This is a genomic window from Derxia gummosa DSM 723 (assembly GCF_000482785.1).
Lineage (GTDB): Bacteria > Pseudomonadota > Gammaproteobacteria > Burkholderiales > Burkholderiaceae_E > Derxia > Derxia gummosa.
Map to the genome: position 1 here is coordinate 303426 of NZ_AXWS01000007.1, position 26013 is coordinate 329438.

Below are 26013 nucleotides of genomic sequence, written 5' to 3' on the forward strand. Positions count from 1 at the left end.
CCGGACGCCATCGCGGCCCGCGCCAGCGCCGTCAGCCGCCGCGCTGGCGGTTCTTCTCGCCCATCTCTTCGCGCAGCTGGTCGCGCAGGCCGCGCAGGCGGGCATCGATCTCGGAGGCGAGCGCGAGATCGGCATTGCTCGCGCCGCCGCCGCGTGTGGCCTTCTGCGCGAGTTCGAGCTGCTGCACCGCGCCGGTCAGGATGCCGCGCTGGGCGTAGTACTCGCCCATCGACTGGTACTGGCGCGCGCTGTCGCCGAGCTGCGACCAGGCGCGGGCGAGCTGCTCGTGCAGCCGCGCATCGGAGCGCAGCAGCGCGGTCTGCTCGCGCAGGTAGTCGGCGGCGGCGCGCGGGCGGCCGGCGTCGAGCAGGAGCTGGCCGTAGTCGTCGCGTAGCGGCTCGGACTGCGGCCAGCGCCGACGCGCCGTGTCGGCGAAGGCGATGGCGGCATCGGGCTTGCCGCGCGCCAGCAGGATGCGGGCCTCCAGCCGGTCGAACCAGGCGTGCACGGGCAGGCGCTTGCGCGCCTCGGCCAGCGCGGCGGCGGCGCCGTCGGCGTCATTGGCCGCGAGCCGAGCGAGCGCGAGGCCGTACCACGGCGCGGCGCGCGCGGCCGGTGACGCGGGCAGCAAGGGAAGCGTGGCCGAGAACTGGCCCACGCGCGCCGCCACCTCGCCGTCACTGGCCGGCGTGCCGGGGCGCATGGCGGCGCCGGCCGCTGTCGCGGCGCCGCTCGCAGGGGCATTGCTGGCGCTCGCAGCCGGCGCGCTACCCCCTGCGCCGGCCCCCGGCGCCACCGCCGGGCGCGCCGCCATCCAGTGCGTGCCGGTCGCCGCCACCGCATCGGGCGCGGTCAGCCGCTCAGCCTCGGCCTTGAAGAAGTCCATCGCCGCCCGGTTGCCGGCGATCGTCGTGTCCTCCGCCAGCCTGGCGCGCGCGCGCGCCAGCCAGAACTCCGGGCTGTCGAGGTAGGGCGCGGCCAGCGGCGGCACGCTGCGCACGCGGCCCTCGATGTCGGTGATGCGCTCCAGCGTGAGCGGGTGGGTGCGCAGGAAGGCGTAGTTGCCGGCGTCGTACAGCCGCGAGGCGCGCTGCAGCCGGCCGAAGAACTCGACCATCCCGTTCGGATCGAAGCCCGCCGCCGTCAGCGTCTGGAAGCCGACCCGATCGGCCTCGCGCTCGGCATCGCGGCTGAACGCGAGCTGCGACGCGATCGCGCTGCCCTGCCCGGCCATCATCGCCGCCGTCGCCAGATCGCCCGACGAATTGGAGCGCGACGCCGCCGCCAGCACCGCCACCAGCAGGCTCGCGATCATCGCCACGTTGGCGCCGCGCTGGCCGCCCATCTGGCGCGCGATGTGGCGCTGGGTCACATGGCCGATCTCGTGGCCGAACACCGAGGCCAGCTCGCTCTCGCTTTGCGCCGCCGTCAGCAGCCCGGTGTTGATGCCGATGAAGCCGCCCGGCATCGCGAAGGCGTTGATGCTCGCGTCCTGCACGGCGAAGAAGCGGAAGTCTTCCGGCCTGAGATTGAGCAGCGCGCCCGCGTTGCCGAGGTCGTCGCTCGCGCGCGCGAGCCTCAGGCCCAGCGCGGAGATGTATTCGGTGATCTCGTAGTCGTCGTAGATGTCGTGCGCGGCCCAACCCTGGGCCATCACGCGCTCGCCGAGCTTGCGTTCCTGCGACGGCGGCAGCGCCTCGGTGTCGGCGTCGCCGAGGTCGGGCAGGTTGACCTGGGCCCGGACGGTGCCGGCGGCAAGCCCGCCCACGCCGGCCGGCCCGAGGCCGAGCGCGGTGACGAGGAGCGCGGCGATCGCGCGGCGGCCAGCGGTGGCGCGAAGTGAGGTGGAAGGCATCGGAGCAGGCGCCGGAAACGGGGCACCTATCATACGAAGCCGCTTCCCCCGGCCTCTTTCAAGGCCATGTCCCGCGAGTAACCCCATGCAAGACGCCACCCTCACCCACATCGACGCCGACGGTCAGGCCCACATGGTCGATGTCGGCGCCAAGGCCGACACCGCGCGCGTCGCAGTCGCCGAGGGCCGCATCCTCATGCGGCCCGACACGCTCGCGCTCATCCGCGAAGGCAATGCGAAGAAGGGCGATGTGATCGGCGTGGCGCGCGTCGCCGCGATCATGGCCGCCAAGCGCACGAGCGAGCTGATCCCGCTCTGCCACCCGATCGCGCTCACGCGCGTGGCGGTGGATTTCGGCCTCATCGACGACACGGGCGACGGCCGCGCCGCGGTGCGCTGCGAGGTGACGACGCAATGCGTCGGCCAGACCGGCGTGGAGATGGAAGCAATCGTCGCGGTGCAGATCGGCCTCGCCACCATCTACGACATGTGCAAGGCGGTCGAGCGCGAGATGGAGATCGGCGGGGTGAGGCTGCTGAGGAAGAGTGGCGGGAAGAGCGATTTCAGCGCGGGGTGAGGCCGCGTCATGAAGCCGTGCTTGTGCAGTTCTTTGGGGCGTACTCGGCGGCTGCACTGGTGGTGCAGCTCCACAGGCCGCTGGCGGTGCGGGTCAGAGTGACAGTCCGCCCCTCGACTTCGGGCGTGGCGGCTGTGATCGTGCAAGAGATCGAATGACTGCCGTCACCATTGCCGGTGAGGTTGATGCTGCCGCAGTTGTGCGTGCTGGAAGACAGCCCTACGTCCCTGATGTCGGCAACCGGATCGCCGTTGTTCAGCTTTTCGTCAAACTGAGTCCGAACCGATGAAATCTCGGAATAGGCAGCCGTGACCTTGGCCCGACTCCTGTAACTGGCAAAGATCGGGACCGCGATTGATACGAGCACACCGATGATCGCGACGACAATCATCAGTTCGATGAGAGTGAAGCCTTTGGGCTGCGAAGGAGATCGTCGCTTCATGGTCAGTACGGCGCTTAATGTCTGCGGCCGCACTTTCAGGCTTTTTTCTCAATGCCATACGTCGGGTTAGACAAAGTCCCTACGGTCAATTCTTCGTTATAGGGTCACGACAGCTTAAATTTGCTCGGAAAAACAAAGCCCTGCGATGGACTATCCATCGCAGGGCTTTGAAGTGCGTCGAGACTTGGATGCTCAGTCAAACAGTAAGTATCTGAGTCCCTCCATCTTTCATCTGAAATCAGTTGGCAGCGGCAGCAGCGCCCGGGCAGGTCTTGGGGGCGTACTTGGCGAGGGCCGTGGTAGCGCAGCTCCAAGTACCGGCAGCGGCACGTGTCCAAGTGATGGTCGTGCCATTCACTTGCGTCGGCGCGTTGCCGATCGTACAGACGATCGTTCCAGTGCCGGCCGCGTTCGTACCAGCAGCCGTGATCTGGCTGCAGTTGCTGGTGGAAGCAGCAAGACCAATATCGGCCGGCGCTGCCACGTCATCACCGTTGTTCAGCTTGTCTTCGAACAGCGTCTTCCCCGGCGAGATTTCGGCCAGACCGGCGGCAACCTTCGACTTGGCCTGGTAATCCGAATACGCCGGCAGCGCGATCGCCGCCAGGATGCCGATGATCGCCACGACGATCATCAGTTCGATGAGGGTGAAACCTTGTTGGGCCTTGCGGAATTGACGCTTCATGCAGGTTCTCCAGGAATGAGCGGTTGGGAGTCACTCGCCGGTGTCTTCCCCGGCGATACCCGGTAAAGGCAACGGGTGTGCCATGGGGCTTCTTCCGAACTGGGGGGCAAGTCCCGTGCTGTTGTTCACGCTGGTCTTGTCACTTGCATGCCGTCCACGCGGCGACTGACAAATCCCGTCAAGCCGGCTGACAATTCCTGTCACAACCAACGCCGAGCGTCACCCTCCCGGGCATGAACGGTGGCTTGGAGTCCGGCCTAGAACGTGAAGACCTCGCCATCGCGTAGCGGCAGCGGGTCGAACCGGGGAATGGCGGCGCGCACCTCTTCCATCGTGAGTTGCGCGTCGCTGGGCTTGAGATGGGTGATGCGCAGCGCCGGGCGTGCGGCGAGCGCGGCGATGTCGTCGGCCAGACTGGCCGGGCAGAGATGCTGCGAGCGCAGCGCGAGATCGGCCTCGGCATTGCAGAAGGCGGTCTCGATCACGAGCAGCGCGAGGTCGGGAATGCGGTTGACCGCGTCCCAGCGCGCCGGGCAGGCGGCGGTGTCGCCGGTAAACACGAAGCTGCGGCCGCTGGGCGCATCGACGCGGTAGCCGACGGCGGGCACCTGATGCGCGGCGGGCAGCGCCTCCACGCGCCGCCCTGCCGACTCGAACACCGCGCCCACATCGAACTCGATGAATTCGAGGCTGGGCTGGCCATGGCTGCGCAGCCGCGTGAAGTCGGGCCAGATCACGCCGTTGAACATGTGGTCGCGCAGCGCGGCGAGCGTGGCTGGCAACGCATGCACGCGCAGCGGCGCGCGGCGGTGGCCGAACACGCTGTCGATTATGAATGCGAGGCCGCACACATGATCGAGATGCGCATGTGTGACGAACACATGGTCGATGCGCGCGAGCGCGGCGATGTCGAGCCCGCAGACGCCGGTGCCGGCGTCGATGAGCAGGTCGTCATCAACGAGGAAGGAGGTGGTGTGGCCACCATCGCCGATGCCGCCCGAACAGCCGAGGACGCGCAGTCGCATGCCTTGCCTCGCGCGCTGTCAGTGAACCGTGGCGCTGCCGTCAGCGACGCTGGCGACGGCGTTGCGCAGCACGAACTCCATGCGCGTGCCCGACAGCTCGATCACGTCATGGTCGTTGAGCGGGAAGGCTTCGGCCCCGAGCGAGCGTCCGTTGACGAGCGGGAACTGCGAACCTTCCACATGGGTGATGAAGTAGCCCTGCGGCCGCCGCGTGATGACGGCCACCTGCACGCCGGGCCGCCCGAGCGTGGTGAGCGCCTTGCGGATCGACAGTTCGCGCCCGGTGTTGGGCCCGCTCAGGATGCGCACGATGGCGGTCACGTCGCTGCCGAGGCTTTGCGGCGGCAGGCGCTGGGTGCCTGACGGAACGGGCAGCGGCGGCATGGCCGAGGTACGGCCGAGCATGCCGGTGGCGACGGGCGCGCCGCCGCGCGGGCTGTCGCCCGGGAGCGTTTCCTGGTCGGCGAAGTACTTGAGCTTGTAGCGCCCGAGTTCAATCGTGTCGCCGTTCTGGAGGAAGTGCTTCTTGATCTGCTGCCCGTTGACGAAGGTGCCGTTGGTGGAACCGAGGTCTTCGAGGAAGGAATCGTTGAGGATCGTGACGATGACCGCGTGCTCGCCCGAGACGGCGAGGTTGTCGATCACGAGATCGTTGTGAGGCTTGCGTCCGATGGTGGTGCGCTCCTTGTCGAGCACGACCTCCTTCAGCGCCAACCCGTCCATGCTGAGTATCAGCTTCGCCATTGTGTGTACCGTGGTCGGATCGGGGTCCGGCTTGCGCGGTTGGCCTGCTTGCGCCGGCTCACCCCTGCGACTTGAGCCAGTCGGTCATGCGCGAGAGCAGCCGCTTGGGCCGTTCGCCCCCCGCATCGACGCGGGCCAGTATGACAGATACGTTGTCTCGCCCGCCGTGGTCATTGGCGGTGCGCACGAGGCCTGTCGCAAGCTCGTCAAGGCGAGCATCCGCTTCCTGATAGGCCGTCATGAGCGCCGCGATGCCGACGTCTTCCACCATGTCGGTGAGGCCGTCGGAGCAGAGCAGGAAGATGTCGTCGGGCTCGGTGTCGACCTCGATGATGTCGGGTTCGACCACCGGATCGACGCCCACCGCACGCGTGACGAGGTTCTTGTGCATCGAGAAGCGGGCTTCGAGTTCGCTGATGAGGCCGGCGTCGATCTGCTCCTGGAGCAGCGAATGATCGCGCGTGACCTGTTCGAGCTTGCCGCGCCGGTAGCGGTAGGCGCGCGAGTCGCCTACGTGGGCGATGGTCACGCAGTCGCCGTGGAACAGCGCCATGACGAGCGTCGTGCCCATGCCGCTGAGTTCTTCCTGCGAATGGGCAGCGTCGTACACGGCGCGGTTAACGTCGGTGATGTGGTCGCGCAGCAGGCCGTGCAGCGAATGGAGGTCGAAGCGGTCGCGCGCCGAATACACGGCGGCGAGGTCTTCGGCCAGATCGCGCGAGAGCAGGTGCGTGGTGAGGGTGCTGGCGACTTCGCCGGCGTTGTAGCCGCCCATACCATCGGCCAGGACCGCGAGGCCGACCTCCGGCACGATGGCCACGGAATCCTCGTTCTGCTGGCGGACCACTCCCGGATCGGTGACGGAGACGAATTCAAGCTTGAGCGAGTCGGGCATGACCGGGCGCTTGGTGCTGGCGAGGCGACGTAGGTGTCGGGCGGGGAAGTGTAAGCCCTGCGAGCCTAGCGACTTTCAGGTCCGATCGGCGCCCGATGCCGCCATGCGGCGTCCGATGAGGTGCCCGAGCACCACGACCAGCGCGGCGCCGACCGCACCCGACAGATGATCGAGCAGCGGCGTGGGATGGCCGACGAAGTCGTGCGCGAGGGGATCGCCGAGCAGGAGATGACCGCCGAGATAGCCAAGCAGCCCGGCACCTGCCCACACCAGCACCGGAAGGCGGTCGAGCGCCTTCAGCACGATCTGGCTGCCGAAGATGATGAACGGGATCGACACCAGCAGCCCGAACACCACGTAGGCCAGCCGGTGCTCGTCGCCGGCCTGCTGCGAGGCGCCGGCGATGGCGATGACGTTGTCGATGCTCATGACCAGGTCGGCCACGATGATGGTACGCACCGCGCCCAGCACATGCTTCGCGCCGTCGACCTCGTGGTCTTCGTCCTCCGGCAGCGTGAGCTTGACGCCGATGTAGATGAGCAGCAGCGCGCCCACCAACTTGAGGCCCGGCAGGTCGAGCAGGCTCATGGCGCCGGCCACGAGAGCGATGCGCAGCACGATCGCGCCCGCCGAACCCCAGAGGATGCCCTGCCAGCGGTGGTGCGGCGTGAGGTTGCGGCAGGCCAGCGCGATGACGACCGCGTTGTCGCCGCCGAGCAGGATGTCGATGACGATGATCTGGAGGACCGCGGCCCAGTGGATGTCGGCAAAGGCCGGAATGGCGTCGAGCATGTGCTTGCGGAGGTATCGATGGGTCGGGACGGACGGCGCTCGCGCGGGCGCTGCGGCCTCGGGCCGCAGCGCACTTGCCGCACGCAGCCCGCACCGCCGGAAAAGCAAAACGCCCGCTGCGAAGCGGGCGTTTGCAGGAACCGTGGCCCGCGCAAGGCGGGCCGCTTCGGACCGAAGCTTAAAGCACGCTCTTGAGGAGCTTGCCGAGTTCGGACGGGTTCTTCGTGGTCCTGATGCCGCAGGCTTCCATGATTTCGAGCTTGGCCTGGGCGGTGTCGTCGCCGCCCGAGATCAGCGCACCGGCGTGGCCCATGCGCTTTCCGGGAGGCGCCGTGACGCCGGCGATGAAGCCGACGATCGGCTTCTTGAAGTTGTCCTTCGCCCAGCGCGCGGCGTTGGCTTCGTCGGGGCCGCCGATCTCGCCGATCATGATCACCGCGTCGGTGTCCGGATCGTCGTTGAACAGCTGGAGCACGTCGATGTGCTTGAGGCCGTTGATCGGGTCGCCGCCGATGCCGACCGCGCTCGACTGGCCGAGGCCCAGTTCCGTCACCTGCGCGACGGCTTCATACGTCAGCGTGCCCGAACGCGACACGATGCCGATGCGGCCCTTGCGGTGGATGTGGCCCGGCATGATGCCGATCTTGATTTCTTCCGGCGTGATGAGGCCGGGGCAGTTCGGCCCCAGCAGCAGCGTCTTCTTGCCGCCGGCCGCTTCCTTGGCGCGCATCTTGTCGCGCACGACGGCCATGTCGCGCACCGGGATGCCTTCGGTGATGCAGATCGCGAGGTCGAGATCGGCTTCAACGGCCTCGAGGATGGCCGCGGCGGCGCCCGCCGGCGGAACGTAGATGACCGACACGGTCGCGCCGGTCGCCTTGGCGGCTTCCGACACGTTCGCGAAGATGGGGATGCCCTCGAAGTCCTCGCCGGCCTTCTTGGGGTTCACGCCCGCCACGAAGGCAGCCTTGCCGTTCGCGTAGTCGCGGCAGCCGCGGGTGTGGAATTGGCCCGTCTTGCCCGTGATGCCCTGGGTGATGACCTTGGTGTCTTTGTTGATCAGGATCGACATGGTTCTTCCTCGCTTTACTTGGCAGCGGCGGCGGCAGCGACGACCTTCTCGGCCGCTTGCGCCATCGTGTCGGCGGCGATGATCGGAAGACCCGAGTCCGCCAAGAGCTTCTTGCCCAGTTCTTCGTTCGTGCCCTTCATGCGCACGACGAGCGGCACCTTCAGGCCGACGGCCTTGGCCGCGGTGATGACGCCTTCGGCGATCACGTCGCAGCGCATGATCCCGCCGAAGATGTTGACCAAGATGGCCTCGACCTTCGGGTTCTTCAGCATGATCTTGAAGGCTTCCGTCACCTTCTCGGTCGTGGCGCCACCGCCGACGTCGAGGAAGTTGGCCGGCTCGCCGTTGTAGAGCTTGATGGTGTCCATCGTCGCCATCGCGAGGCCGGCGCCGTTCACCAGGCAGCCGATGTTGCCGTCGAGCTGGATGTAGGCGAGGTCGAACTTGCTGGCTTCGATTTCGGCGGGATCTTCTTCGTCGAGGTCACGCAGCGCGACGATGTCGGGGTGACGGAACAGCGCGTTCGGGTCGAAGTTGATCTTGGCGTCGAGCGCGATGACCTTGCCGTCGCCGGTCAGGACCATCGGGTTGATTTCGGCCAGCGAGCAGTCGGTGTCCCAGAAGGCCTGGTACAGGCCCTTGAGGTTGACACGCGCCTGTTCGAGCAGCTCTGCGGGCACGCCGATCTTGGTCGACAGTTCGTCGGCTTGCGCGTCGGTCAGGCCGGTCGACGGTTCGACGACCAGCTTGTGGATCTTTTCGGGCGTATGGGCCGCGACTTCTTCGATGTCCATGCCGCCTTCGCTGGAGGCCATGGCGACGACCTTCTGCGAGACGCGATCGGTCACGAAGGCAACGTAGAGTTCCTTCTTGATGTCCGCGCCTTCTTCGATCAGCAGGCGACGGACCTTCTGGCCTTCCGCGCTGGTCTGGTGCGTGATGAGCTGCATGCCGAGGATGGCATCGGCGTATTCGCGTACCTGTTCCATCGACTTGGCGACCTTCACGCCACCGCCCTTGCCGCGGCCACCCGCGTGGATCTGGGCCTTCACGACCCAGACCGGGCCGCCCAGCGTTTCGGCAGCCTTGACGGCCTCGTCCACCGTGAAGGCCGGGATGCCGCGCGGCACCGTGACCCCGTACTTGCGGAGAATCTCCTTCCCCTGATACTCATGAATTTTCATGTGTTCCCCTTGCAGGCTGCTGATGATCGACGGCGTCGGCAAGCCGCCGAGCCATGGCGGACAAACGACTGCCGGCTTCCGCCGGCATGGGCGGCCTGCGGAACCACGGCAGTCGTTTGTTTCTGGGTCATGCGCGCCCCGACGGCGCGTCGATGAAATGCGGCAACCCTGGCGCGCGCAACGGAAGGACCGCGCATGCAGCGTTCAGAATCGTTGAAATCGGAGAAGGATGCTGCGCCGCAATAGCCGGCGAGGAAGTTCAGCGCGTCGTCGCTGGCAAGCGCCTCGTTATGCGAGACGGCCATTGATGACTGCACCTCGAGGGAGGCCTTCGGCGGGCAGACCCCTAGGGGGTCGGAGCGACGACAGAGGGGATGAGGCATGGACATGCCGTTATGAACTGTTGCGCTGACGTTCGCTTCGAACGGCTGCGGAAGCATGGGCGGTACACCACCCGAATGCTGCGTTGTGCCAAGCACGCGGCGGAGGATAGCACGGAGAAAATACCGTCTTGCCGCAGCGCAATGACGCAGCTTGCCGGTGTAGCCCCGAGCACGGACTCTGGTGGAAACCACAATGGCGCAGCGCAGCGCGAATCAATCGCTATCGTCGATGCCCGAGACGATTGCGCGGACGACAGCCGCCGAGAAACCGCGCGCAGCCAGGAAGCGCGCCTGCTTGGCGCGGCCCGCCGCATCTTCGGCCGGCATGCCGAAACGCTTGGCCCAAACCTCCCGGGCGCGCGCTGCTTCGGAGGCAGCGCAGTCGCCGAGCGCATGTTCGATCACCTCGGGAGCAAGCGCATGGGTACGCAGCTCGGCCTTGATGCGAGCCGTGCCGAAACGTTCGGCACGGCGCCGCACCAGCGATTCGGCGAAGCGGTCGTTGGAAAGAAGACGCTCGGCTTCGAGCGCATCGAGCAGCGACGCGAGCTGCTCGGCGGATTCGGCGTGCGGCGCGAGCTTGCGGCCCAGCTCGGCACGACTGTGCTCTCGCAACGACAAGGCCCGCAGAGCGCGGGCCTTGAGGCTGAGAGCGCCCGTCGGCGCCCTGCCCTTCACGCTTACTCGGCCGCGCTGTCGACGCCGGCCTCGCGGCGCGCGACACCGAGCTTCTCGCGGATACGGTTCTCGATCTCGAACGCAATCTCCGGGCGGCTGCGCAGGTATTCGCGCGCGTTGTCCTTGCCCTGGCCGATGCGCTCGCCGCCGTAGCTGTACCAAGCGCCCGACTTCTCGACGATGCCGTGGGTGGCGCCAAGGTCGAGCACCTCGCCTTCGCGCGAGATGCCTTCACCGTAGAGGATGTCGAAGTCGGCCTGCCTGAACGGCGGCGAGACCTTGTTCTTGACGACCTTGACCTTGGTCTCGTTGCCGATGACTTCCTCGCCCTTCTTGATGCCGCCAACGCGACGGATGTCGAGGCGCACCGAAGCGTAGAACTTGAGCGCGTTGCCACCGGTGGTGGTTTCAGGGTTGCCGAACATGACGCCGATCTTCATCCGGATCTGGTTGATGAAGATGACTAGGCAGTTGGTGCGCTTGATGGTGCCGGTGAGCTTGCGCAGGGCCTGACTCATGAGGCGGGCCTGGAGACCAGGCAGCGAATCGCCCATCTCGCCTTCGATTTCTGCCTTGGGCGTCAGTGCCGCGACCGAGTCGATGACGATGAGATCGACCGAGCCCGAGCGCACGAGCGCATCGGCGATTTCAAGCGCCTGCTCGCCTGTGTCGGGCTGGGAGATGAGCAGGTTGCTGAGATCGACACCCAGCTTTTGGGCGTATTGCACGTCGAGCGCGTGCTCCGCGTCAATGAAGGCAGCGGTGCCGCCGAGCTTCTGCATCTCGGCGATGACCTGAAGCGTGAGCGTGGTCTTGCCCGACGATTCCGGGCCGTAGATCTCGACCACGCGGCCGCGCGGCAGACCACCGACGCCAAGCGCGATGTCGAGACTGAGCGAGCCGGTGGAGACGACCTGGATGTCCTCGGCGACTTCACCATCGGACATCTTCATGATGGAGCCCTTGCCGAACTGCTTTTCGATCTGGGCGAGCGCGGCGGCGAGGGCCTTGGCCTTGTCGGCCGAATTGGCGGGGGTGTTCATGACTGAGCTACCTGGGTGGAAGGGTTTCGACACCCGCGCGGTTGCTGATCGAACACCTTGCCGCGCGGAACGTGAAACGGAGTATGCGCCGAACTACTGTATGAATCAACAGTAGGAGGCCATCAGACAAGAACGCCCGGCGGTTCGGTCAGCTCGGCGATGCGTTCGAGCGCATGGGCAACGGTCGCCGCACGTATGGCAGCGCGATCGCCATCGAACTGCCGCAGCGCCGCGAATGGCTGCTGACCGCGCACGACGAAGCCGAACCACACGGTGCCGACCGGCTTTTCGGCACTGCCGCCGCCCGGCCCGGCGATACCGGTGACGGCTACCGCCACCTGAGCGAGCGAGCGGTCGAGCGCGCCGCGCGCCATCGCGAGTGCCGTCGCTTCCGACACCGCGCCATGCTGCGCGATCGTCTCGGCCGGCACGCCGAGCAACTCGACCTTCGCATCGTTGGAATAGGTGACGAAGCCACGCTCGAACCAGTCGGACGAGCCGGCCAAGTCGGTGAGGCGGGCCGCGATCATGCCACCGGTGCAGCTCTCGGCGGTGGTGACGCGCCAGCCGCGCGCGCGCAACGCATCGGCGGCGGCCTGGACGAGGGATTCGGGAACGAGGCCCATGACTTCTCCGGAAACGGGCATCGCGTGTCAGGCCGACAGCAGCCGGCGCGCGATGGCGAGGAGCAGCAGCGCGAACGCCGCCGCGAGCAGGTCATCAATCATCACGCCGAAGCCGTTCACCAGCGTGCCACCCTTGATGCGGCGGTCGAGCGCGCGGATCGGGCCGGGCTTCCAGATGTCGAAGAGGCGGAACGCGGCCACGCCCGCCGCCTGCCACCAGAAGCGCGTCGGCAGGAAGGCGAGCACGCACCAGACGGCGAGTATCTCGTCCCAGACCATCGCGCCGTGGTCGCTCACGCCGAGCCGCCGGCCGGTGATGCCGCAGGCCGCGACACCGAGCGCGAAGCCCGCGAGCACCGTCAGCGCGAACCAGCGGCCGTCGGCGAAGACAGGCAGCGCCCGGTCGATCACCACGAACGTGAACCAGCCGAACATGCTTCCCCAGGTGCCGGGCGCCTTGCGCGCGAGTCCGCTGCCGAAGCCGAAGGCGATCACATGCCAGACGCTGGCGAGCATGAAGCGCCAGTCGGCGGCGGGGCGGGCGGTGGCGGGCATGGTCGGCGAATCGGGCTGACGCGGTGGCGCGGGACGGTTGCGGCGGGCGGAGGTCTGGGCAGTTGCGGCGGGCGGACGCTCAGGCGAAATGGTCGAAGCCGCGCAGCGCGAGCGCGACCGGCGCGTCGCCGCGTCGCCAGCAGATCGCCGGCCGGTCGCCGGCACGCGCGGTGATGCTGCCGGCACGTGCGATGGGCGTGGCGGCGACCGCGGCGGCGGCCAGCACTGCATCGCGGGCGGCGACGGGCGCGGTGAAACACAGCTCGTAATCGTCGCCACCGGCGAGCGCATGACGCCAGCGCGCATCCGGCGCGAGCGCGAGCAGCACGGGCGACAGCGGCAGACGGTCGAGGTCGATGACGGCATCGACGCCACTCGCGGCGAGCACATGACCGAGATCACCGGCCAGGCCATCGGAAATGTCGATGGCCGAGGTCGCGAGTCCGGGCAGTCGGCGCCCGAGGGCGCAGCGCGGCGTCGGGCGTTCGAGGCGGTGACGGGTAGGGATCGCGGCCGGACCGGCGTCCGGACTGGCGCCGACCGCATCGGTATCGGTGCCACCGGCGGAGGAGTCGGCCTTGGTCACGCCGGCACCGCCCTGCCCACGCGCCGCGAACAGCTGCTCAAGCGCCAAGGCCGCATCGCCGATCGTGCCGGTGATCCACAGGTCGTCGCCGATCCGCGCACCGTCGCGCCGAGGCGCGAGCGCTGGCGCGACACGGCCGAACACGGTGATGGAGATGGTGAGCGGCCCGGCCGTCGTGTCACCGCCGACCAGCGCGCAGCCATGCCCGGCGGCGAGCGCGAGCATGCCGCCCGCGAAAGCCTCGCACCATGCGAGATCGCGGGCGCGCTCGGCAGGCAGCGCAAGCGCCAGCGTGAAGGCGAGCGGCTCGGCCCCCATCGCGGCGAGGTCGCTCAGGTTGACCGCGAGCGACTTGTGCCCGAGCGCGGCCGGATCGACATCGGGGAAGAAGTGCCGCCCCTCGATCAGCATGTCGGTCGAGACGGCGAGCGGGCCGGCATCGAGCAGCGCGCAATCGTCGCCGATGCCCAGCAGCACGCCCGGCCGGCGCTCGGCCAGCGCGGCGGCGGGGATGCGGAACAGCCGCTCGATCAGCTCGAATTCGCCCATGCGGCGACCGGTTCCGCGAGTGAGGTTCAGCCGTTGCGCGGCTTGAACTCGGTCGGGCGCACGCCGGCCGCGACCTTGTCGAGCACGCCGTTCACGAAGCGGAAGCCGTCCGTGCCACCGAAGGACTTGGCCAGCTCGACCGATTCGTTGATGACGACGCGATACGGCACCTCGGCATGCGCGGCCAGCTCGCGGCTACCGAGCAGCAGTACCGCATGCTCGACCGGCGACAGCTCGCCGACCGCACGGTCGAGATGCGGCGCGAACAGGCCGCGCAGCTGATCGGCGTTGTTGATGGCGCCATGCAGCAACAGCGAGAAGTACTCGGCATCGGCCTTGTCGAAGCCGGGCTGATCAGCCACATGGGCTTGGATCGCGCCGGGCAGCTCGCTGGACAGCAGCCACTGGTACACGCCCTGGAGCGCGAATTCGCGCGCGCGGCGGCGCGCGCTCTTGGGCGGGCCGCCGGCCGGGCGACCTTCGCGGGCACCCGACTGCGGGGCGCCCGGCGTGCGGGAATCATTGGTCATCGTCGTTGTCTTCCGGTTCCTGGAGCGCGTCGATCTCGACGGCGAGGTTGGCCATCTCGACGGCCACGCGCGCGGCGTCCACGCCCTTGGGCTGGGCCCGCACGTTTGCCTGCTCCTCGTTTTCGCAGGTAAGCACGGCGTTCGCCACCGGAATGTCATATCGCAACGCGATCTCCGACACGCCGCGCGAACTTTCGTTCGACACGATCTCGAAGTGGTAGGTCTCGCCGCGGATCACGCAGCCGATGGCCACGAGCGCGTCATAGGCCTCGGTGTGCGCGAGCTTCTGCAGCACGAGCGGCAGTTCGAGCGCGCCGGGCACCGACACGACGGTCACGTCCTCGTCGGCCACGCCTAGGCGGGCGAGTTCATCGAGGCAGGCCTCGGCCATCGCATTGCAGATGTGCGCATTAAAACGCGCCTGCACCACGCCGATCCGCAAGCCCTTGCCTTCGAGCAGCTCGGCATCCGCTGCGTCCTGAACGGAATCCTGGCTCATCGCTCCTCCTCGTATCCGGAAATCTTGAGTTCATACCCGCCCATCGACGGCATCTTGCGCGGACGGGACAGGAGTTTCATTCGGCCGACGCCCACGTCGCGCAGGATCTGCGCGCCGACGCCGTAGGTGCGCAGATCGACCTTGGGCGGCTGCGCCTTGGCGCCACCGTCGATCGCCTTGATCGCGTCGAAATGGTCGAAGAACTGGCCCGCGGCCTCGCCCGCGTTGAGCAGCACGGCCACGCCGGCCTCGGCGCGGCCGATGGCTTCGAGCGCGCGCGGCAGCGGCCAACTGTGGGTGGTGGCCTCGGTGTCGAGCCAGTCGAGCACCGACAGCGGCTCGTGCACGCGCACCAGCGTCTCGACCTCGGGCCGCACATCGCCCTTGACCAGCGCGATGTGCGCCTGGCCGCTCGGACGGTCGCGGTAGGCGACGGCGCGGAACTCGCCCCAGGGCGTGCGCGCGACGCGCTCGCCCATGCGCTGGACGAGCGACTCGTTCTGGGCGCGGTACTGGATGAGGTCGGCGATGGTGCCGATCTTGAGGCCGTGCTCCCGCGCGAACTCGATCAGGTCGGGCAGGCGCGCCATCGTGCCGTCGTCCTTGAGGATTTCGCAGATGACGGCGGCCGGCTCGCAGCCCGCAAGCGCGGCGAGATCGCAGCCTGCCTCGGTATGGCCGGCGCGCATGAGCACGCCGCCGTCCTGGGCTCGCAGCGGAAAGATGTGGCCCGGCTGCACGAGGTCGCTCGCCTTGGCGTTGCGCGCGACGGCGGCCTGCACGGTGCGGGCGCGGTCGGCGGCGGAGATGCCGGTCGTCACGCCCTCGGCTGCCTCGATCGACACCGTGAACGCGGTGCCGTAGACGGTGCCGTTGTTGCGCGCCATCGGCGGCAGGCCGAGCTGATCACAACGCTTGCCGGTGAGCGTCAGACAGATGAGGCCGCGACCGAACTTCGCCATGAAGTTGACCGCCTCGGGCGTCACGAACTCGGCGGCCATCAGCAGGTCGCCCTCGTTCTCGCGGTCCTCGTCGTCGACGACCACGACGATGCGCCCGGCGCGCAGCTCGGCCACGATCTCGGGCACGGGGGAAATGGTGGTGGCCGCCGCGTCCGGCGCGCCACTCATGTTGGAAAGCATCGGGGAACCACCCTTGCAAAGACGACAAGACCGCGCCGGTTGAGGCGCGGTCCAAAGCCGCATTGTAGGGGTTGCATCAGGCTGGCGACGTTTCGGCGCGGGTCGGCCGATCGCCGGAAGGCTGCAACTGAAGCATCACCTCCGCCCCATAAAGCACGACCAGCGACACGTAGTACACCCAGAACAGCAGCACCGCGAGCGAGCCGGCGGTACCGAAGGTCGAACCGAAGGCGGTGCGCCCGAGATAGAGCCCGACGCCGAACTTGCCAACCTCGAACAGCAGCGCGGTCAGGAAGGCGCCGGTCAGCACGGTGCGCCGGTGCAGCCGCACCGGAATCAGCAGCCGGAACATCAGCCCGAACAGCGCCGTGAGGAAGGCCAGCGACAACAGCGCCTGCATCACCGCCGCGACACGCAGCCAGTCGCCGGTCCAGCGCGTGAGGTACTCGGTCACCGCCAGCACGGCCGCGCTCGCCACCAGCGAGATGATGAGCAGGAAGCCCACGCCTACCACGATCGCCAGCCCACGCAGCCGGCCCATCACGAGCGTGAGCGCCGCATTCCGGTACACCCGCCGGTGGCCGAAGATCGCCGAGAAGGCGTTGTCGAGTTCGGCAAACAGACTCGTGGCACCCACGAGCATCGCTGCCAGGCCGATGACGATCGCCGTCACCCCGCCACCCGACAGATAGCTCTGCTCGACCATGCGCTGCACGAGGCTCGCCCCGTCGGCGCCGATCAGGCCTTGCAATTGTGCGAGCACCCTGCCCTCGACCGCCTCGCGCCCGAACACCAAGCCCGACACCGACACCGCGATCACAAGAATCGGCGCGAGCGAGAACGCGGCGTAATAGGCCAGCGCCGCGCCCCGGCTCGTGCACTGATCGTCGATCCAGCGCGAGGCCGCGAGCCAGGCCAGGCGCATCGGGCGCGGCAACCGCGCCTCCATCACAGTTGCAGATGACCGTGCTCGCCGAGGCGCGGGCGTTCATGGCGCATCGCGGCCGTGGCCATCTTGAACACCTGGGTGAGCTTGCTTTCCTTCACGTCCCAGTACTCGGCGTCGTCGAGCGCGATCTCGACCAGCGCGATGTCGGGATCATCGAGGCCGTCGGGAAACCAAGCTGCGACCATTGGCTGCCAGAGCAGTTCCATGCGCGCGCGATCACCGCTGATGCGGGCCTCGCCGCGCATCGACACCCAGAGGTCGTGGGCACGGTCGGCGATCGTCACGCCCACCTGGGGATTGAGTTCAATGTCGGCCACGAAAGGCGCGCGCAGGCTGGTGAAGAACCAGAGCGTCCCGTCGAAGTCCTTCTGCACCAGCGTCATCGGGCGGCTCGACGGGCGCCCGTCGGTGCCGATGGTGGTGAGCATCAGGGCTCGCTCGCCGGAAATGCGGTTCCAGAATTCCTGCTGGCTGTCGGTCATGCCTGCCTCCGTGTCCGTTGCGAGCCGGACGGGGCGTGTCCGGCCTCTGGACCGAAGCTTCGCGGCCGACACGACCGTCGCGTGTAGGCGAGGCGCGGCCGAAGGCGTCGGCGCGCGCCGCGACACGGCACCGGCAGCTGTCTTTGGCAGATGCCGGCGCGGCTGCCAGGGCTAGCGAAGTCGCGCGAAGCGGCGACGGCTGCCGCGCTCAGCCGAGCAGCGACTCGATCTTGGCGGCGGTGCGCCGGGTTTCGAGAAAGATCATCCCGAGATTGACGTTGGCCGGCGCGGCTACCGCGAGTACGGCGTCGGTGCCGGCGCGCACCAGCAGCATCGTCCCATGCTCGCCCTCGACCAGCACCTGGCGCAGCGCGCCCCGCTCGACCTCGCGCGCGGCGCGATCGGCCAGCGCGAGCAGCGAGGCGCCCATGGCGGCGAAGCGGTTGGGTTCGATGTCCGGCCCGAGTTCGCTCGCGATGACGAAACCGTCGCCGGAAATCACCGCCGACGCATCGAGCCGCTGCGCCTGGTTCATGGCGCGCAGGAGGGGCGAAAGCAGCGCGACGCGCTGTTCCGGGTCGAGCATTTCGACATGGGTGCCGTAGGAGTACTGGGGCATGGCGGCTCCGGGAAGCGACGTGGGCGGTGCGATCGGTTCATTCTGGCGCGGCGGGCGCCGGCCGTCATGGCCGCCACCCGCGCGGCGCTCACAGCGCGGCTTCGAGCGCCGGCAGCGAGACGCGCGCCTTGGTCAGCGCCATGCCGAGATTGGCGCTCTTGCGGCACACGAAGCCGACCACGTGCTCGGGGCTCTTCTTGCCGCGGATGAAGACGTGGATGAGGTTGTCGCTGTTGACGATGATTTCCTGGAAGTAGTGCTGGCCATCATCCCGAACACCGCGCGCCTTCTTGAACAGCTGCTCGATCATCGTGACGTTCGGGCCCTGGAACAGGTCGGTCGTGGCAGCCGCCAGCAGGTCGAGCACCTCGCGCGGGTGCGAATCGACCGTGCGCATCGACAGCAACATGCCGCTGCTCAGATCGATGTAGCCGGCGGCCACGCATTCGGGCAGCGCGCTGATCGCCTTTTGCAGTTCGGTGTCGAGTTTCGAGCTCATCTTTTTTCTTCCTGGTGTGACCGGCTGACGCCGGGGAGGTCATGGGGCGACCGGCTTCTGACTGCCGCGGCCTTGCCCCGGGGTGGAGGCGCCCCGCGCGAGATGGTTCGCGAAGGCGCCAAGAAAATCTGCCTGCTCGCGCGACTGGACCCAGCGCGCGTCGATGCGCCGCACGGCTTCCAGGGCATCGAGCGCGGGCTGGCCATGCCAGATGAGCCAGGCCGCGAGCACGGTGCCGGTGCGGCCGAGGCCGGCGTGGCAATGCACCGCGACGACCTTGCCCCGCGCAAGTTCCTCGTCGATGGCGCGGCAGATCGTTTCTGCGTAATCGTTCGCGGGCGCGGTCATGTCGCGGATCGGGAACTGACGCTCGGCCAAGCCGAAGGCCGCGAGCTGGGCAGGATCACCGGCCAGATCGGTGAGGTTGACCAGCAGATTCACGCCCACGCGCTGAAGCGCTTCGAGATCGACCGGCGCGTCGAAGAACACGCCCGGACGCGGCGTGCCGGCGAGCTGCCCCGGACGCAGCCACAGGAAGCCGCGCGGCCCGAAGGCGTCGCTCACGTAGCGCTGCGCCGCGGGCGGCGGCGGCACCGGCGGCAGCGAGCCCTCGGCGAGGTCTTCGGGACGAGCGTCGGGCGAGGGTGCGTCGCAACTGCCGCTGCGCACGAAGTCGCGCGCGAGGCCGCTGTCGGGCGCGTCGAAGAAGCGCGGGATGGTCTGGGTCTCGCGCACCACGCCTCCCGCCACCAGCACCGCGCGCCCGCCCAGTTCGCGGCACTCCTCCTGGTTGTGCAGCACGACCAGCAGCGCGCAGCGTCCGGCCAGCTTGCCGAGATAGCGCAGCAGCAGGGCGGCGTCGGCCGGCGGCAGGCCTGCCGTCGGCTCGTCGATGAACAGCAGCCGGCAGCCGGCCGCGGCGGCGCGCGCGATCGCGAGATGGCGCTGGCGGCCGAGCGGCAAATCGGCGACTTGGTCGTCGAGCCGCGCGACGAGTTCATGCAGATCGGCGGCTTCGAGCACGCGCGCAGCGGTCTCGCGCTGCTGGGCCGGCGTGAGCGAACCGCGTTCGGGCAGGCCGCTCATGAGGTTCTCGAGCACGCTGGCAAGCATGAGTCGTGCGCTCTGGCCGACGAGCACCGGGCGGTTGCCCTCGTCGAGCGTTCGGCCGAGATAGCTCGCCTCGCCCCAGATGCGCATCGACGGATTGGCGTTGTTGTGGCCGGCGATCGTGCGCAAGAGCGTCGACTTGCCGGTGCCGGCCGGGCCGAGCAGCACGACGCATTCACGGTCGGCAATGCGCAGGTCGATGCTGCTGAGGATCGTGCGCTCGCGGAAGGCGACGCCGAAGCCTTCGAGCACGAGCACGGCGTCGGTGGCGGCGCTCATTGGGCGCGCGCCGTCGCGCCGCGTCGCACCCGGTCGTCAAGCAGGCTCAGGAGTGCAAGCAGCAGACACTTGACGTCGTCGCGGCGGCGCGCGTCGACCTCGAACACCGGCGCGCTGAGCCCGAGCGCGGCCAACCGCTGGTGATAGCGATCGAGCGCCGCGCCAGGCACGAGTCGGGTGACACCGACGACCAGCACCTGGCCGGTGGCGTCGATCAGGCCGCGAAAGGCCTGGACGTAGTAGTCGAGATCGCCGGCCGGATCGGGGCGCGTATCGTCGAGCAAAATCACGAGGCCGAGGCTGCCGTGCCCGAGGATTTCCCACATGAAGCGGAAGCGCGGCTGACCGGGCGCGCCGTAGAGGTGGATGTCGGTGCGGCCGTCCAGATGCAGCACGCCATAGTCCATCGCCACGGTGGTGCGCTCCTTGATGGCGGCGATCACGTCGGTCGCGCGCTCCTCGGTGCTGACGACCGGGATGTCGCTGACCGCGCCGATGGCGGTCGTCTTGCCGGCACCGACCGGGCCGGCGAACAGGAGCTTGGGCTGCATGTTGATCAGAGTCCCATGATGCGGGCGAGCAGCTGGCCGAGCAGCGTGTCGCGGCGGCCCCTGCGAGCCGGAGGGTTGGCATCGACCGCGGCAAGGCCAGCCGACGTTGCGTGCGCGTCGTCGGCCGCGCGCGCCGGCTGCACGACCGTCGCGCTCGCGAGTTCTTCATGTGCTGCGGCCGGCGCACAGGCTTCTGCGTCGTCGGATGCGTGGCTTGCGAACTGCGCACCGGACTCCCAGGTGTCGGGCGAGACATCGCCTCCCGCCCCACGGGTTGCGGACCGCCGGTTGCGAACCTCGACCAGGCCGGCACAGGTCGCGGCCGAGTACACACGGCAGGCCTCGTCCTGCCGAATGTCGAGGATGCGGGTTGCAAGCGCGATAGATGTCGGATGGCGCGTCAGCAGCGCCACCATCCGCATGGTGTCCAGCGAGCAAGGCAGACGCGAGAAGTTGGGCCAGCGGACAATGCGCACGACATCAAGCAACGACCCGCCGGCCACCATCCGACCGCGACTCGCAAGATAGCCGGCGCTCCAGAGCAGGTCCTCGAGCCGCATGCGCCGCGCCATGGGCGCGTCGGCGGGCACTGGTATGAGCCTGAAATCGTCACGGCGAGCAGACAGGAAGCGGGGCATGTCTTGCTCTGCTACTGCGACGCTGCATTCGCGGCGTCCTGCATGAACGGTGAGTGCGCCGCTCCCCGGGAGGACGAGGCTGCAATCGGCGGTTTCCCCGGCGCCGTCGGCAATCAATCCGACAATATGCGCATCAGGAAAGAAGTGTTCCGGTCCCCGTCCGAACGCAGGAAGCGGAGCGCGCGCGCTGACCGAATTGGCGAGTTGCATGCATTTCACCGTCGGAAGGGCTATTTCATTGCGGTGGACTACCGGATTTTGCCCATCACTGCATGGACATTGATTAAAAGCAACAATGTGCAATGTCACTTTTCGCCAAATACGGTAGCGCGGCCCCGAGGGATTGCCCCCGAGCTTGGCCAATAAAACGTGAAAAAAATCACGAAAATGCAAAGCCTGGAAATTGGCGCATCCTGCCGAATCCGGTAACCCGAAGCACAGTAGAAAAATGAACCTGACGAGTTCTAGACGATTTGCTGGAATCCCGCCTTGAAATTACGGTCGCGAAGTAGCCGTCGGGAAGGAAAACACGGATGCGGTGCTGGCGCGATTCACAGACAGAAATGCTCTAAATGAGCCAAATGAAGTTGATGAAGCAGTCGCCTCACATTGCACATAGAAAATGCTCGCGATCACTCTCATGCGAAATCTGAAAGACCCTCAGACGAATGCGAGAGCAAACGAACAATGCGTCTCCGGCAATCGCTGATGCTGCCAAGAATTAACTATTGAAGACTGCGATGAATAAGCAGATTGGTACACACGGAGCCAAGAAGCAAAAAGACCCGGTAACTTGAACAGTTACCGGGTCTTGCAATTTGGTGGAGAAGAGGAGGATCGCGTGGCGATGCTCTCTATCCCTTATAAATCAACCACTTACCACACCACTGGCTTCCGGTTTGCCACCGTGAAGTGACACAGCTCTGAGGGCGCCGATCATACCCGCCACCGTGCAAAAAAACAGGGGTGCGTATGCGCGTGCGCTGACAGAAGTCACAGACCGGCCAGCACCTCGGCCAGGACATCGCTGGCCCCTTGGACCTCGCCGCCAGCCTCAACCGGCCCCAGGCGGACGAAGCGGGCGCCCGGCTCCGCTGTGAGCTGCACCGTCATGAGGCCCGCGCCTTCACGCAGGTCCACCCCCGGGCGGACGCCCTTGGCATAGAACAGCGCATAGGGGGCTTGGTCTTCCTCGCCGTCAAACACAAGGCCCACCGTGCCGACCTTGTCGCTCATGGAGGTGGCCAGCGTGGCGCGTGCCTGCCACAGGGTCAGGGCCTCGGCGGTCGTGAAGGCGGCAAGGTCGGGCGAACGGAAGGCGCGGACGTCCGTGGATTCGTAAGGGGTCATGGTCTGCTTACTAATTAGTAGTGGTGGTGTGGTTGGCGGCCCTGACCACATGTCAGAAACCGATGTCAGAATAACCAGACAGTCAGAAACTGACAAGCCTAGATTTCCGACACCACTTCTGGCAGGCTCCCGACACCATCAACAAACGGTCGTTTTCCGACACCCCAGGGAGTCCGCGCCATGAACCACCGCTTCGGCTACGGCCGAGTCAGCACCACCGACCAGACCGCCGAGAACCAGCGCCTTGAACTGGCCCAGGCCGGCCATGAGGTTGACCAGTGGTTCGCCGATGTGGGCGTGTCCGGGAAGGTGTCCGCCATGCAGCGCCCCGAGTTCGCCCGGATGGTCGGCAAGTTCCGCAAGGGCGATGCGCTCATCGTCTCCAAGCTCGACCGGCTCGGCCGTGACGCCTTGGACGTTCAACAGACCGTCCGCGACCTCAGCGAGCTGGGGGTGCGGGTTGTCGTCCTGAACCTCGGCGGGACTGACCTCACCTCCTCCGCCGGCAAGCTCATGCTCGCCATGCTCTCCGCCGTGGCCGAAATGGAGCGCGACCTCCTCATCGAGCGGACCCAGGCCGGTCTAGCTCGCGCCAAGCTGGAGGGGACCAAGCTCGGGCGCAGGCCCAAGACCTCCGAAGCCCAGCGGGCCGACATCCGCGCACGCCTGGAGGCCGGCGCCACCGTGTCGGAGCTGGCCCGGGAGTACGGAATCAGTCGGGGCGCAGTCATCGACATCCGGGACCCCGAGAAGGTCGCGGCCCGTCTCGCCGCCAAGGAACAGCGCAAGGGCGGCGCGGACACTTCCCAGGCCCGCAAGTAGTCAAAGACCGTCACGAGCGGGAACACCACGCCCACCGCTCCCAGGGCTTGGGGTCGGGAGGTCGGCAGCGAGGATCGGCCAGCGCCAGCCCGTGACCCGCCGTGCCCTCCTCAGACCGCCCAGGCGCCCGCGCCGTCCGTGCCACCACTGCCGCCGGCCCGCGCTCTCTTCGCCGCCCAGGCGCCCGCCTCGGCCTTCCTTGGGCCATTGCCTCGGGAAGCCTCGCCGTCCGGCTCGGGCGGCCCCGTGTCCCAGGCTGTCCCGTGCCGTCACGGCGCCCCGACCCGGCCAGCGCCGGCCCGTGCCGTCCAAGCCCAGGACACCACGCCCACCACCGCTAGGGCTTGAGGTCGGGAGGTCGGCGGCGAGGATCGGCCCAGGCCAGCCAGCGCCCCGCCGTGCCCTCCGCGCCGCCTCGCCCAGCTCTCGCACCACCTCCTCGCCCCGCTCGCGCTCTCCTCGCCGCCCAGGCGCCTCGACGGGGGCCGATGGGGGGCAATGGCAGGCGCGGGACATCAAGGGGACGTGTCACGGATTTTTTGGGAACTGCCAGGAAGTCCGCCCCCCCCTCCGCAGGACCGCCCAGGCGCCCCGTGAGCCTCGCCAGCCCTTCGCAGCTCCCCGAGGTAGCCGGGTGCGTCTTCGCCGCCCTGTGAGGCTTCCTGCCCCGTTGCCGGGGGTCTTGGGCATGTGCCGTGCGGAAGCTGCTGGGAGAGCATTCGGCCTGGAGGTCTTGAGAGGTCACGGGCCGTCATAGCTGCCGACCTCCCGCCCCTTCCTGCCGCACTGGCCGTGGCCCAGGCCCGGGCGGTCCAAGGCGATAGCGCCTCGCCCGGATAGAGACATGCGCCCTGATGCCTTCCTTCTAGGGACGGTGTCCGCTATCCGCCTCCCGTGCCAGCTCGACCCGGGCCGAGGGGGGGCACTTGCCAGCTCGACCCAGGCCCCAGGCTGCCGCGTGTCTTCCCGAGATCGCCAGGAAGTCCGCGCCCCTTGGAACGGCTCAGGCAGGGCCAGGACAAGCGCACCGCTCACCACGTACCCGACCCCGCTCCGGGCCGATCAAGCGCCCCCAGGTCCGTCCTGACCGCTCAGGCAGTCGGCGGCGAGGAAGGAGCGCGGGAGGTCTCGGCCGCGTCTGCCGGCCCGAGGGACCATCCGGCGTCAAGGAGGCGCTGGACCGCTTCATCAAGCATCGTGTCCAGGGCGTGCGCCGGCTGACCATCGGCCAGGATCGGGGAGCGGACCTCAAGGTCTATCAAGACATCGTCCACGTCCGAGGCGAACAGCCCCCACCCCTGCTCCCGATCATGCAGCCGGAAGAAGGAGGCGTCCGGCCCCAGGCCATAGACCTCGGCCACGACGGACCCGGGCGCCACCGGGGCGGCGAGGAGGGCACGGACTCGGCCGTGAGGGTCTTTGAGGGCGAAGGCTTCGGGCATCGGATGCAGCGGCAAGGAACAGCTAGAGGAGGTCATGGTAGCGGCCTCCCCCACCACCTCCCCAAGGGATCATGAGGGGCCAGGACACACAGAGAGCTTCGTCTCTTGGGTGTAGGTGTGGTGTTCATCGTGACGGGCCAGGACGGTCATTGATACCCGCCCACCCACTCACCTACTCGGGCTTCCCTCATGAGGTCTCGGAGGTCGCATGACGGCACTCGACTACACGGCCCGATCACTGCTGCTACTACACCATGACCCACCGGGACTACGTTCCGAACAGGACTTTTGATCCTCCCAGGACCCACCGTGACTACGTTCCAGGCAGCACTTCGGCTCGGCACGTTAGCGGCTGCTACTAGGGGTCGCATGCTCGCCGCCTCCCGCTTGACCTCATCGACCTTCGCCAGCGCATCGGCCAGCTCGGTCAGGATCAGGCCGATCTCGGCGGCCTGCTCGTCGTTCCGCTGTTGCAGGGCCAGGATCGCCGACTCGTCGGGCTTGGTGATGGTGAGCTGCGCACGACCGGCCAGGAGGTCTTCGATCACGGCGTCACACCAGACCGCGAAGCGGACGGAGAGCCAGCGGGCGAAGAACACGGCCAGCTTGGGGTGGCCCCAGGTGCCGCCGTGCTGCCCGCGAACGGACTGCGTCAGCACCTTGCGGAACGCGGTGACGTCCACGCCGCAGATCGTGGCGTCGTGGAAGTTGCTGGCGGCCATCCCCCTGAACCACGCAATCCGCTTCTGGGTCGTCTCGTCCAATTCACTGGGATTCCAGGTATTTGCCACAACCAGCGCCAGCTCCTTCATGTAGCGGCGGGTCTCGTCGTTGGCCCAGAAGTTGTCCAGCCGCTTCCCGAAGTGGGCGGCGGCCTTGGTCATGTTGAAGTAGCCGTCCTCACGGAACTCGAAGGCAGTGCCCTGGAAGTCACGGGTGATGCGGAGGGGCTTGGTGGTGGTGAGCTGCGTCATTCGGGGGTCTCTTGGGAGTCATGGAGGTGACGGGCCGTCATGGGTTCGTCACCCTCCGCACAGGACGCAGGCTCACCCAGTCAGCTCCTTGCTTGTCCGCATGATGTGGGGCAGCTAGTCTGCGTCGCCCTCGATCCGGAGTACCCCATGAACGACAAGCCGCAGCCCTTGAAAGGTAAGAGTCTCAAGTCGGTGAGCATCAACGAGCTGCAATTAGCCATCGCAGACGCCATCCATAGCTTGACCGGCGCCGAAGTGTTCGTTGACGTTACCCAGCTATCGACAGATGCACCTAAAGCAGACCTGGCTACCGACGCAGTGGCAATCCTTCACGGCTACACGCTAGAACGCTTTGCTGTGGGCCTGACTATCACGTCTAAGCTCTATCCAGACTATGGCCCGGGTGGCCCACTGTGAAGCCATAGCAGGCGACTGG

31 protein-coding genes are annotated in these 26013 nt (G+C 67.6%); 3 read left to right on the forward strand and 28 right to left on the reverse strand.

From position 1 onward, the window contains the following. Window positions 1-31 precede the first annotated feature (31 nt). The gene (locus tag H566_RS0102480; RefSeq protein WP_028310182.1) at window positions 32-1855 is read right to left on the reverse strand and encodes a M48 family metalloprotease; all 1824 of its coding nucleotides are present in this window, start codon (window positions 1853-1855) and stop codon (window positions 32-34) included. Between the two features lie 85 nt (window positions 1856-1940). Here H566_RS0102480 and moaC point away from each other — a divergent pair, with 85 nt between their 5' ends. Continuing rightward, the gene (gene moaC, locus H566_RS0102485; protein WP_028310183.1) at window positions 1941-2432 is read left to right on the forward strand and encodes a cyclic pyranopterin monophosphate synthase MoaC; all 492 of its coding nucleotides are present in this window, start codon (window positions 1941-1943) and stop codon (window positions 2430-2432) included. A 7-nt stretch (window positions 2433-2439) separates the two neighbouring features. Here moaC and H566_RS27950 read toward each other — a convergent pair whose 3' ends face one another. From H566_RS27950 to H566_RS0102605, 25 genes are all read right to left on the reverse strand, one after another. Continuing rightward, complete coding sequence (locus H566_RS27950) at window positions 2440-2874, reverse strand: pilin (protein ID WP_028310184.1); 435 nt, start codon at window positions 2872-2874, stop codon at window positions 2440-2442. Between the two features lie 238 nt (window positions 2875-3112). Beyond that, window positions 3113-3559, reverse strand: coding sequence for a pilin (locus H566_RS0102495; RefSeq protein WP_028310185.1), 447 nt, complete (start codon window positions 3557-3559; stop codon window positions 3113-3115). Between the two features lie 257 nt (window positions 3560-3816). Further along, window positions 3817-4584 (reverse strand): 3',5'-cyclic-nucleotide phosphodiesterase, encoded by a 768-nt coding sequence (locus H566_RS0102500; protein ID WP_028310186.1) that lies wholly within the window; start codon window positions 4582-4584, stop codon window positions 3817-3819. 18 nt (window positions 4585-4602) lie between these two features. Beyond that, complete coding sequence (locus H566_RS22485) at window positions 4603-5328, reverse strand: FHA domain-containing protein (protein ID WP_051377903.1); 726 nt, start codon at window positions 5326-5328, stop codon at window positions 4603-4605. A 58-nt stretch (window positions 5329-5386) separates the two neighbouring features. Beyond that, on the reverse strand, window positions 5387-6223 hold the full coding sequence (locus tag H566_RS0102510; protein ID WP_028310187.1) for a Stp1/IreP family PP2C-type Ser/Thr phosphatase: 837 nt from the start codon (window positions 6221-6223) through the stop codon (window positions 5387-5389). A gap of 75 nt (window positions 6224-6298) precedes the next feature. Continuing rightward, window positions 6299-7015, reverse strand: a complete 717-nt coding sequence (locus H566_RS0102515) for a TerC family protein (protein ID WP_028310188.1) — start codon at window positions 7013-7015, stop codon at window positions 6299-6301. A gap of 178 nt (window positions 7016-7193) precedes the next feature. Then, on the reverse strand, window positions 7194-8087 hold the full coding sequence (gene sucD / locus H566_RS0102520; protein ID WP_028310189.1) for a succinate--CoA ligase subunit alpha: 894 nt from the start codon (window positions 8085-8087) through the stop codon (window positions 7194-7196). 14 nt (window positions 8088-8101) lie between these two features. Beyond that, window positions 8102-9271, reverse strand: coding sequence for an ADP-forming succinate--CoA ligase subunit beta (sucC, locus tag H566_RS0102525; RefSeq protein ID WP_028310190.1), 1170 nt, complete (start codon window positions 9269-9271; stop codon window positions 8102-8104). After that, window positions 9268-9576, reverse strand: a complete 309-nt coding sequence (locus H566_RS28755) for a hypothetical protein (protein WP_156924273.1) — start codon at window positions 9574-9576, stop codon at window positions 9268-9270. The genes sucC and H566_RS28755 overlap by 4 nt, the downstream gene beginning before the upstream one ends. A 291-nt stretch (window positions 9577-9867) precedes the next feature. Beyond that, complete coding sequence (gene recX, locus H566_RS0102530; protein ID WP_028310191.1) at window positions 9868-10332, reverse strand: recombination regulator RecX; 465 nt, start codon at window positions 10330-10332, stop codon at window positions 9868-9870. A 2-nt stretch (window positions 10333-10334) separates the two neighbouring features. Beyond that, window positions 10335-11375: a recombinase RecA gene (gene recA / locus H566_RS0102535; RefSeq protein WP_028310192.1), complete on the reverse strand. Its 1041-nt coding sequence runs from the start codon at window positions 11373-11375 to the stop codon at window positions 10335-10337. A gap of 122 nt (window positions 11376-11497) precedes the next feature. Continuing rightward, the gene (locus H566_RS0102540; protein ID WP_028310193.1) at window positions 11498-12001 is read right to left on the reverse strand and encodes a CinA family protein; all 504 of its coding nucleotides are present in this window, start codon (window positions 11999-12001) and stop codon (window positions 11498-11500) included. A gap of 27 nt (window positions 12002-12028) precedes the next feature. Then, entirely contained in the window at window positions 12029-12556 is a 528-nt protein-coding gene (locus H566_RS0102545) for a phosphatidylglycerophosphatase A family protein (protein ID WP_028310194.1), read from the reverse strand. 79 nt (window positions 12557-12635) lie between these two features. Next, entirely contained in the window at window positions 12636-13691 is a 1056-nt protein-coding gene (gene thiL, locus H566_RS0102550) for a thiamine-phosphate kinase (protein WP_034410324.1), read from the reverse strand. Window positions 13692-13717: 26 nt separating this feature from the next. Beyond that, window positions 13718-14221 carry a transcription antitermination factor NusB gene (nusB, locus tag H566_RS22490; RefSeq protein WP_034410326.1) on the reverse strand — a complete coding sequence of 168 codons (504 nt, stop codon included), beginning with the start codon at window positions 14219-14221 and terminating at the stop codon, window positions 13718-13720. After that, complete coding sequence (gene ribH / locus H566_RS0102560; RefSeq protein ID WP_051377906.1) at window positions 14211-14720, reverse strand: 6,7-dimethyl-8-ribityllumazine synthase; 510 nt, start codon at window positions 14718-14720, stop codon at window positions 14211-14213. The genes nusB and ribH overlap by 11 nt, the downstream gene beginning before the upstream one ends. Then, complete coding sequence (ribBA, locus tag H566_RS0102565; RefSeq protein WP_028310197.1) at window positions 14717-15850, reverse strand: bifunctional 3,4-dihydroxy-2-butanone-4-phosphate synthase/GTP cyclohydrolase II; 1134 nt, start codon at window positions 15848-15850, stop codon at window positions 14717-14719. The genes ribH and ribBA overlap by 4 nt, the downstream gene beginning before the upstream one ends. An 88-nt stretch (window positions 15851-15938) precedes the next feature. Further along, a complete protein-coding gene (locus H566_RS22495) occupies window positions 15939-16787 on the reverse strand; it encodes a YihY/virulence factor BrkB family protein (RefSeq protein WP_169732484.1) in 849 nt (282 codons plus the stop codon). A 23-nt stretch (window positions 16788-16810) separates the two neighbouring features. Further along, window positions 16811-17293 (reverse strand): pyridoxamine 5'-phosphate oxidase family protein, encoded by a 483-nt coding sequence (locus tag H566_RS0102575; RefSeq protein ID WP_028310198.1) that lies wholly within the window; start codon window positions 17291-17293, stop codon window positions 16811-16813. 208 nt (window positions 17294-17501) lie between these two features. Next, window positions 17502-17912, reverse strand: coding sequence for a roadblock/LC7 domain-containing protein (locus H566_RS0102580; RefSeq protein WP_084544682.1), 411 nt, complete (start codon window positions 17910-17912; stop codon window positions 17502-17504). Window positions 17913-18000: 88 nt separating this feature from the next. Further along, entirely contained in the window at window positions 18001-18411 is a 411-nt protein-coding gene (locus H566_RS0102585; protein WP_028310200.1) for a hypothetical protein, read from the reverse strand. A gap of 39 nt (window positions 18412-18450) precedes the next feature. After that, entirely contained in the window at window positions 18451-19800 is a 1350-nt protein-coding gene (locus H566_RS27135; RefSeq protein ID WP_051377909.1) for a phosphatase domain-containing putative toxin, read from the reverse strand. Continuing rightward, entirely contained in the window at window positions 19797-20351 is a 555-nt protein-coding gene (locus H566_RS0102595) for a GTP-binding protein (protein ID WP_028310201.1), read from the reverse strand. The genes H566_RS27135 and H566_RS0102595 overlap by 4 nt, the downstream gene beginning before the upstream one ends. Before the next feature lie 5 nt (window positions 20352-20356). Next, a complete protein-coding gene (locus tag H566_RS0102600; RefSeq protein WP_156924274.1) occupies window positions 20357-21199 on the reverse strand; it encodes a hypothetical protein in 843 nt (280 codons plus the stop codon). A 783-nt stretch (window positions 21200-21982) separates the two neighbouring features. Then, window positions 21983-22339 carry a hypothetical protein gene (locus H566_RS0102605; RefSeq protein ID WP_028310203.1) on the reverse strand — a complete coding sequence of 119 codons (357 nt, stop codon included), beginning with the start codon at window positions 22337-22339 and terminating at the stop codon, window positions 21983-21985. A 180-nt stretch (window positions 22340-22519) separates the two neighbouring features. Here H566_RS0102605 and H566_RS22505 point away from each other — a divergent pair, with 180 nt between their 5' ends. Beyond that, window positions 22520-23161, forward strand: a complete 642-nt coding sequence (locus H566_RS22505) for a recombinase family protein (RefSeq protein WP_051377911.1) — start codon at window positions 22520-22522, stop codon at window positions 23159-23161. A 1091-nt stretch (window positions 23162-24252) separates the two neighbouring features. Here the strand turns inward: H566_RS22505 and H566_RS0102615 are convergent. Together H566_RS0102615 and H566_RS0102620 are read right to left on the reverse strand one after the other, a co-directional pair. Then, window positions 24253-24603, reverse strand: a complete 351-nt coding sequence (locus H566_RS0102615) for a hypothetical protein (protein ID WP_028310204.1) — start codon at window positions 24601-24603, stop codon at window positions 24253-24255. 146 nt (window positions 24604-24749) lie between these two features. Continuing rightward, window positions 24750-25577 carry a KilA-N domain-containing protein gene (locus tag H566_RS0102620; protein ID WP_028310205.1) on the reverse strand — a complete coding sequence of 276 codons (828 nt, stop codon included), beginning with the start codon at window positions 25575-25577 and terminating at the stop codon, window positions 24750-24752. 147 nt (window positions 25578-25724) lie between these two features. On the opposite strand from H566_RS0102620, the gene H566_RS28760 reads away from it, so the two are divergent. Beyond that, window positions 25725-25994, forward strand: coding sequence for a hypothetical protein (locus tag H566_RS28760; protein WP_156924275.1), 270 nt, complete (start codon window positions 25725-25727; stop codon window positions 25992-25994). Window positions 25995-26013: the final 19 nt, after the last annotated feature.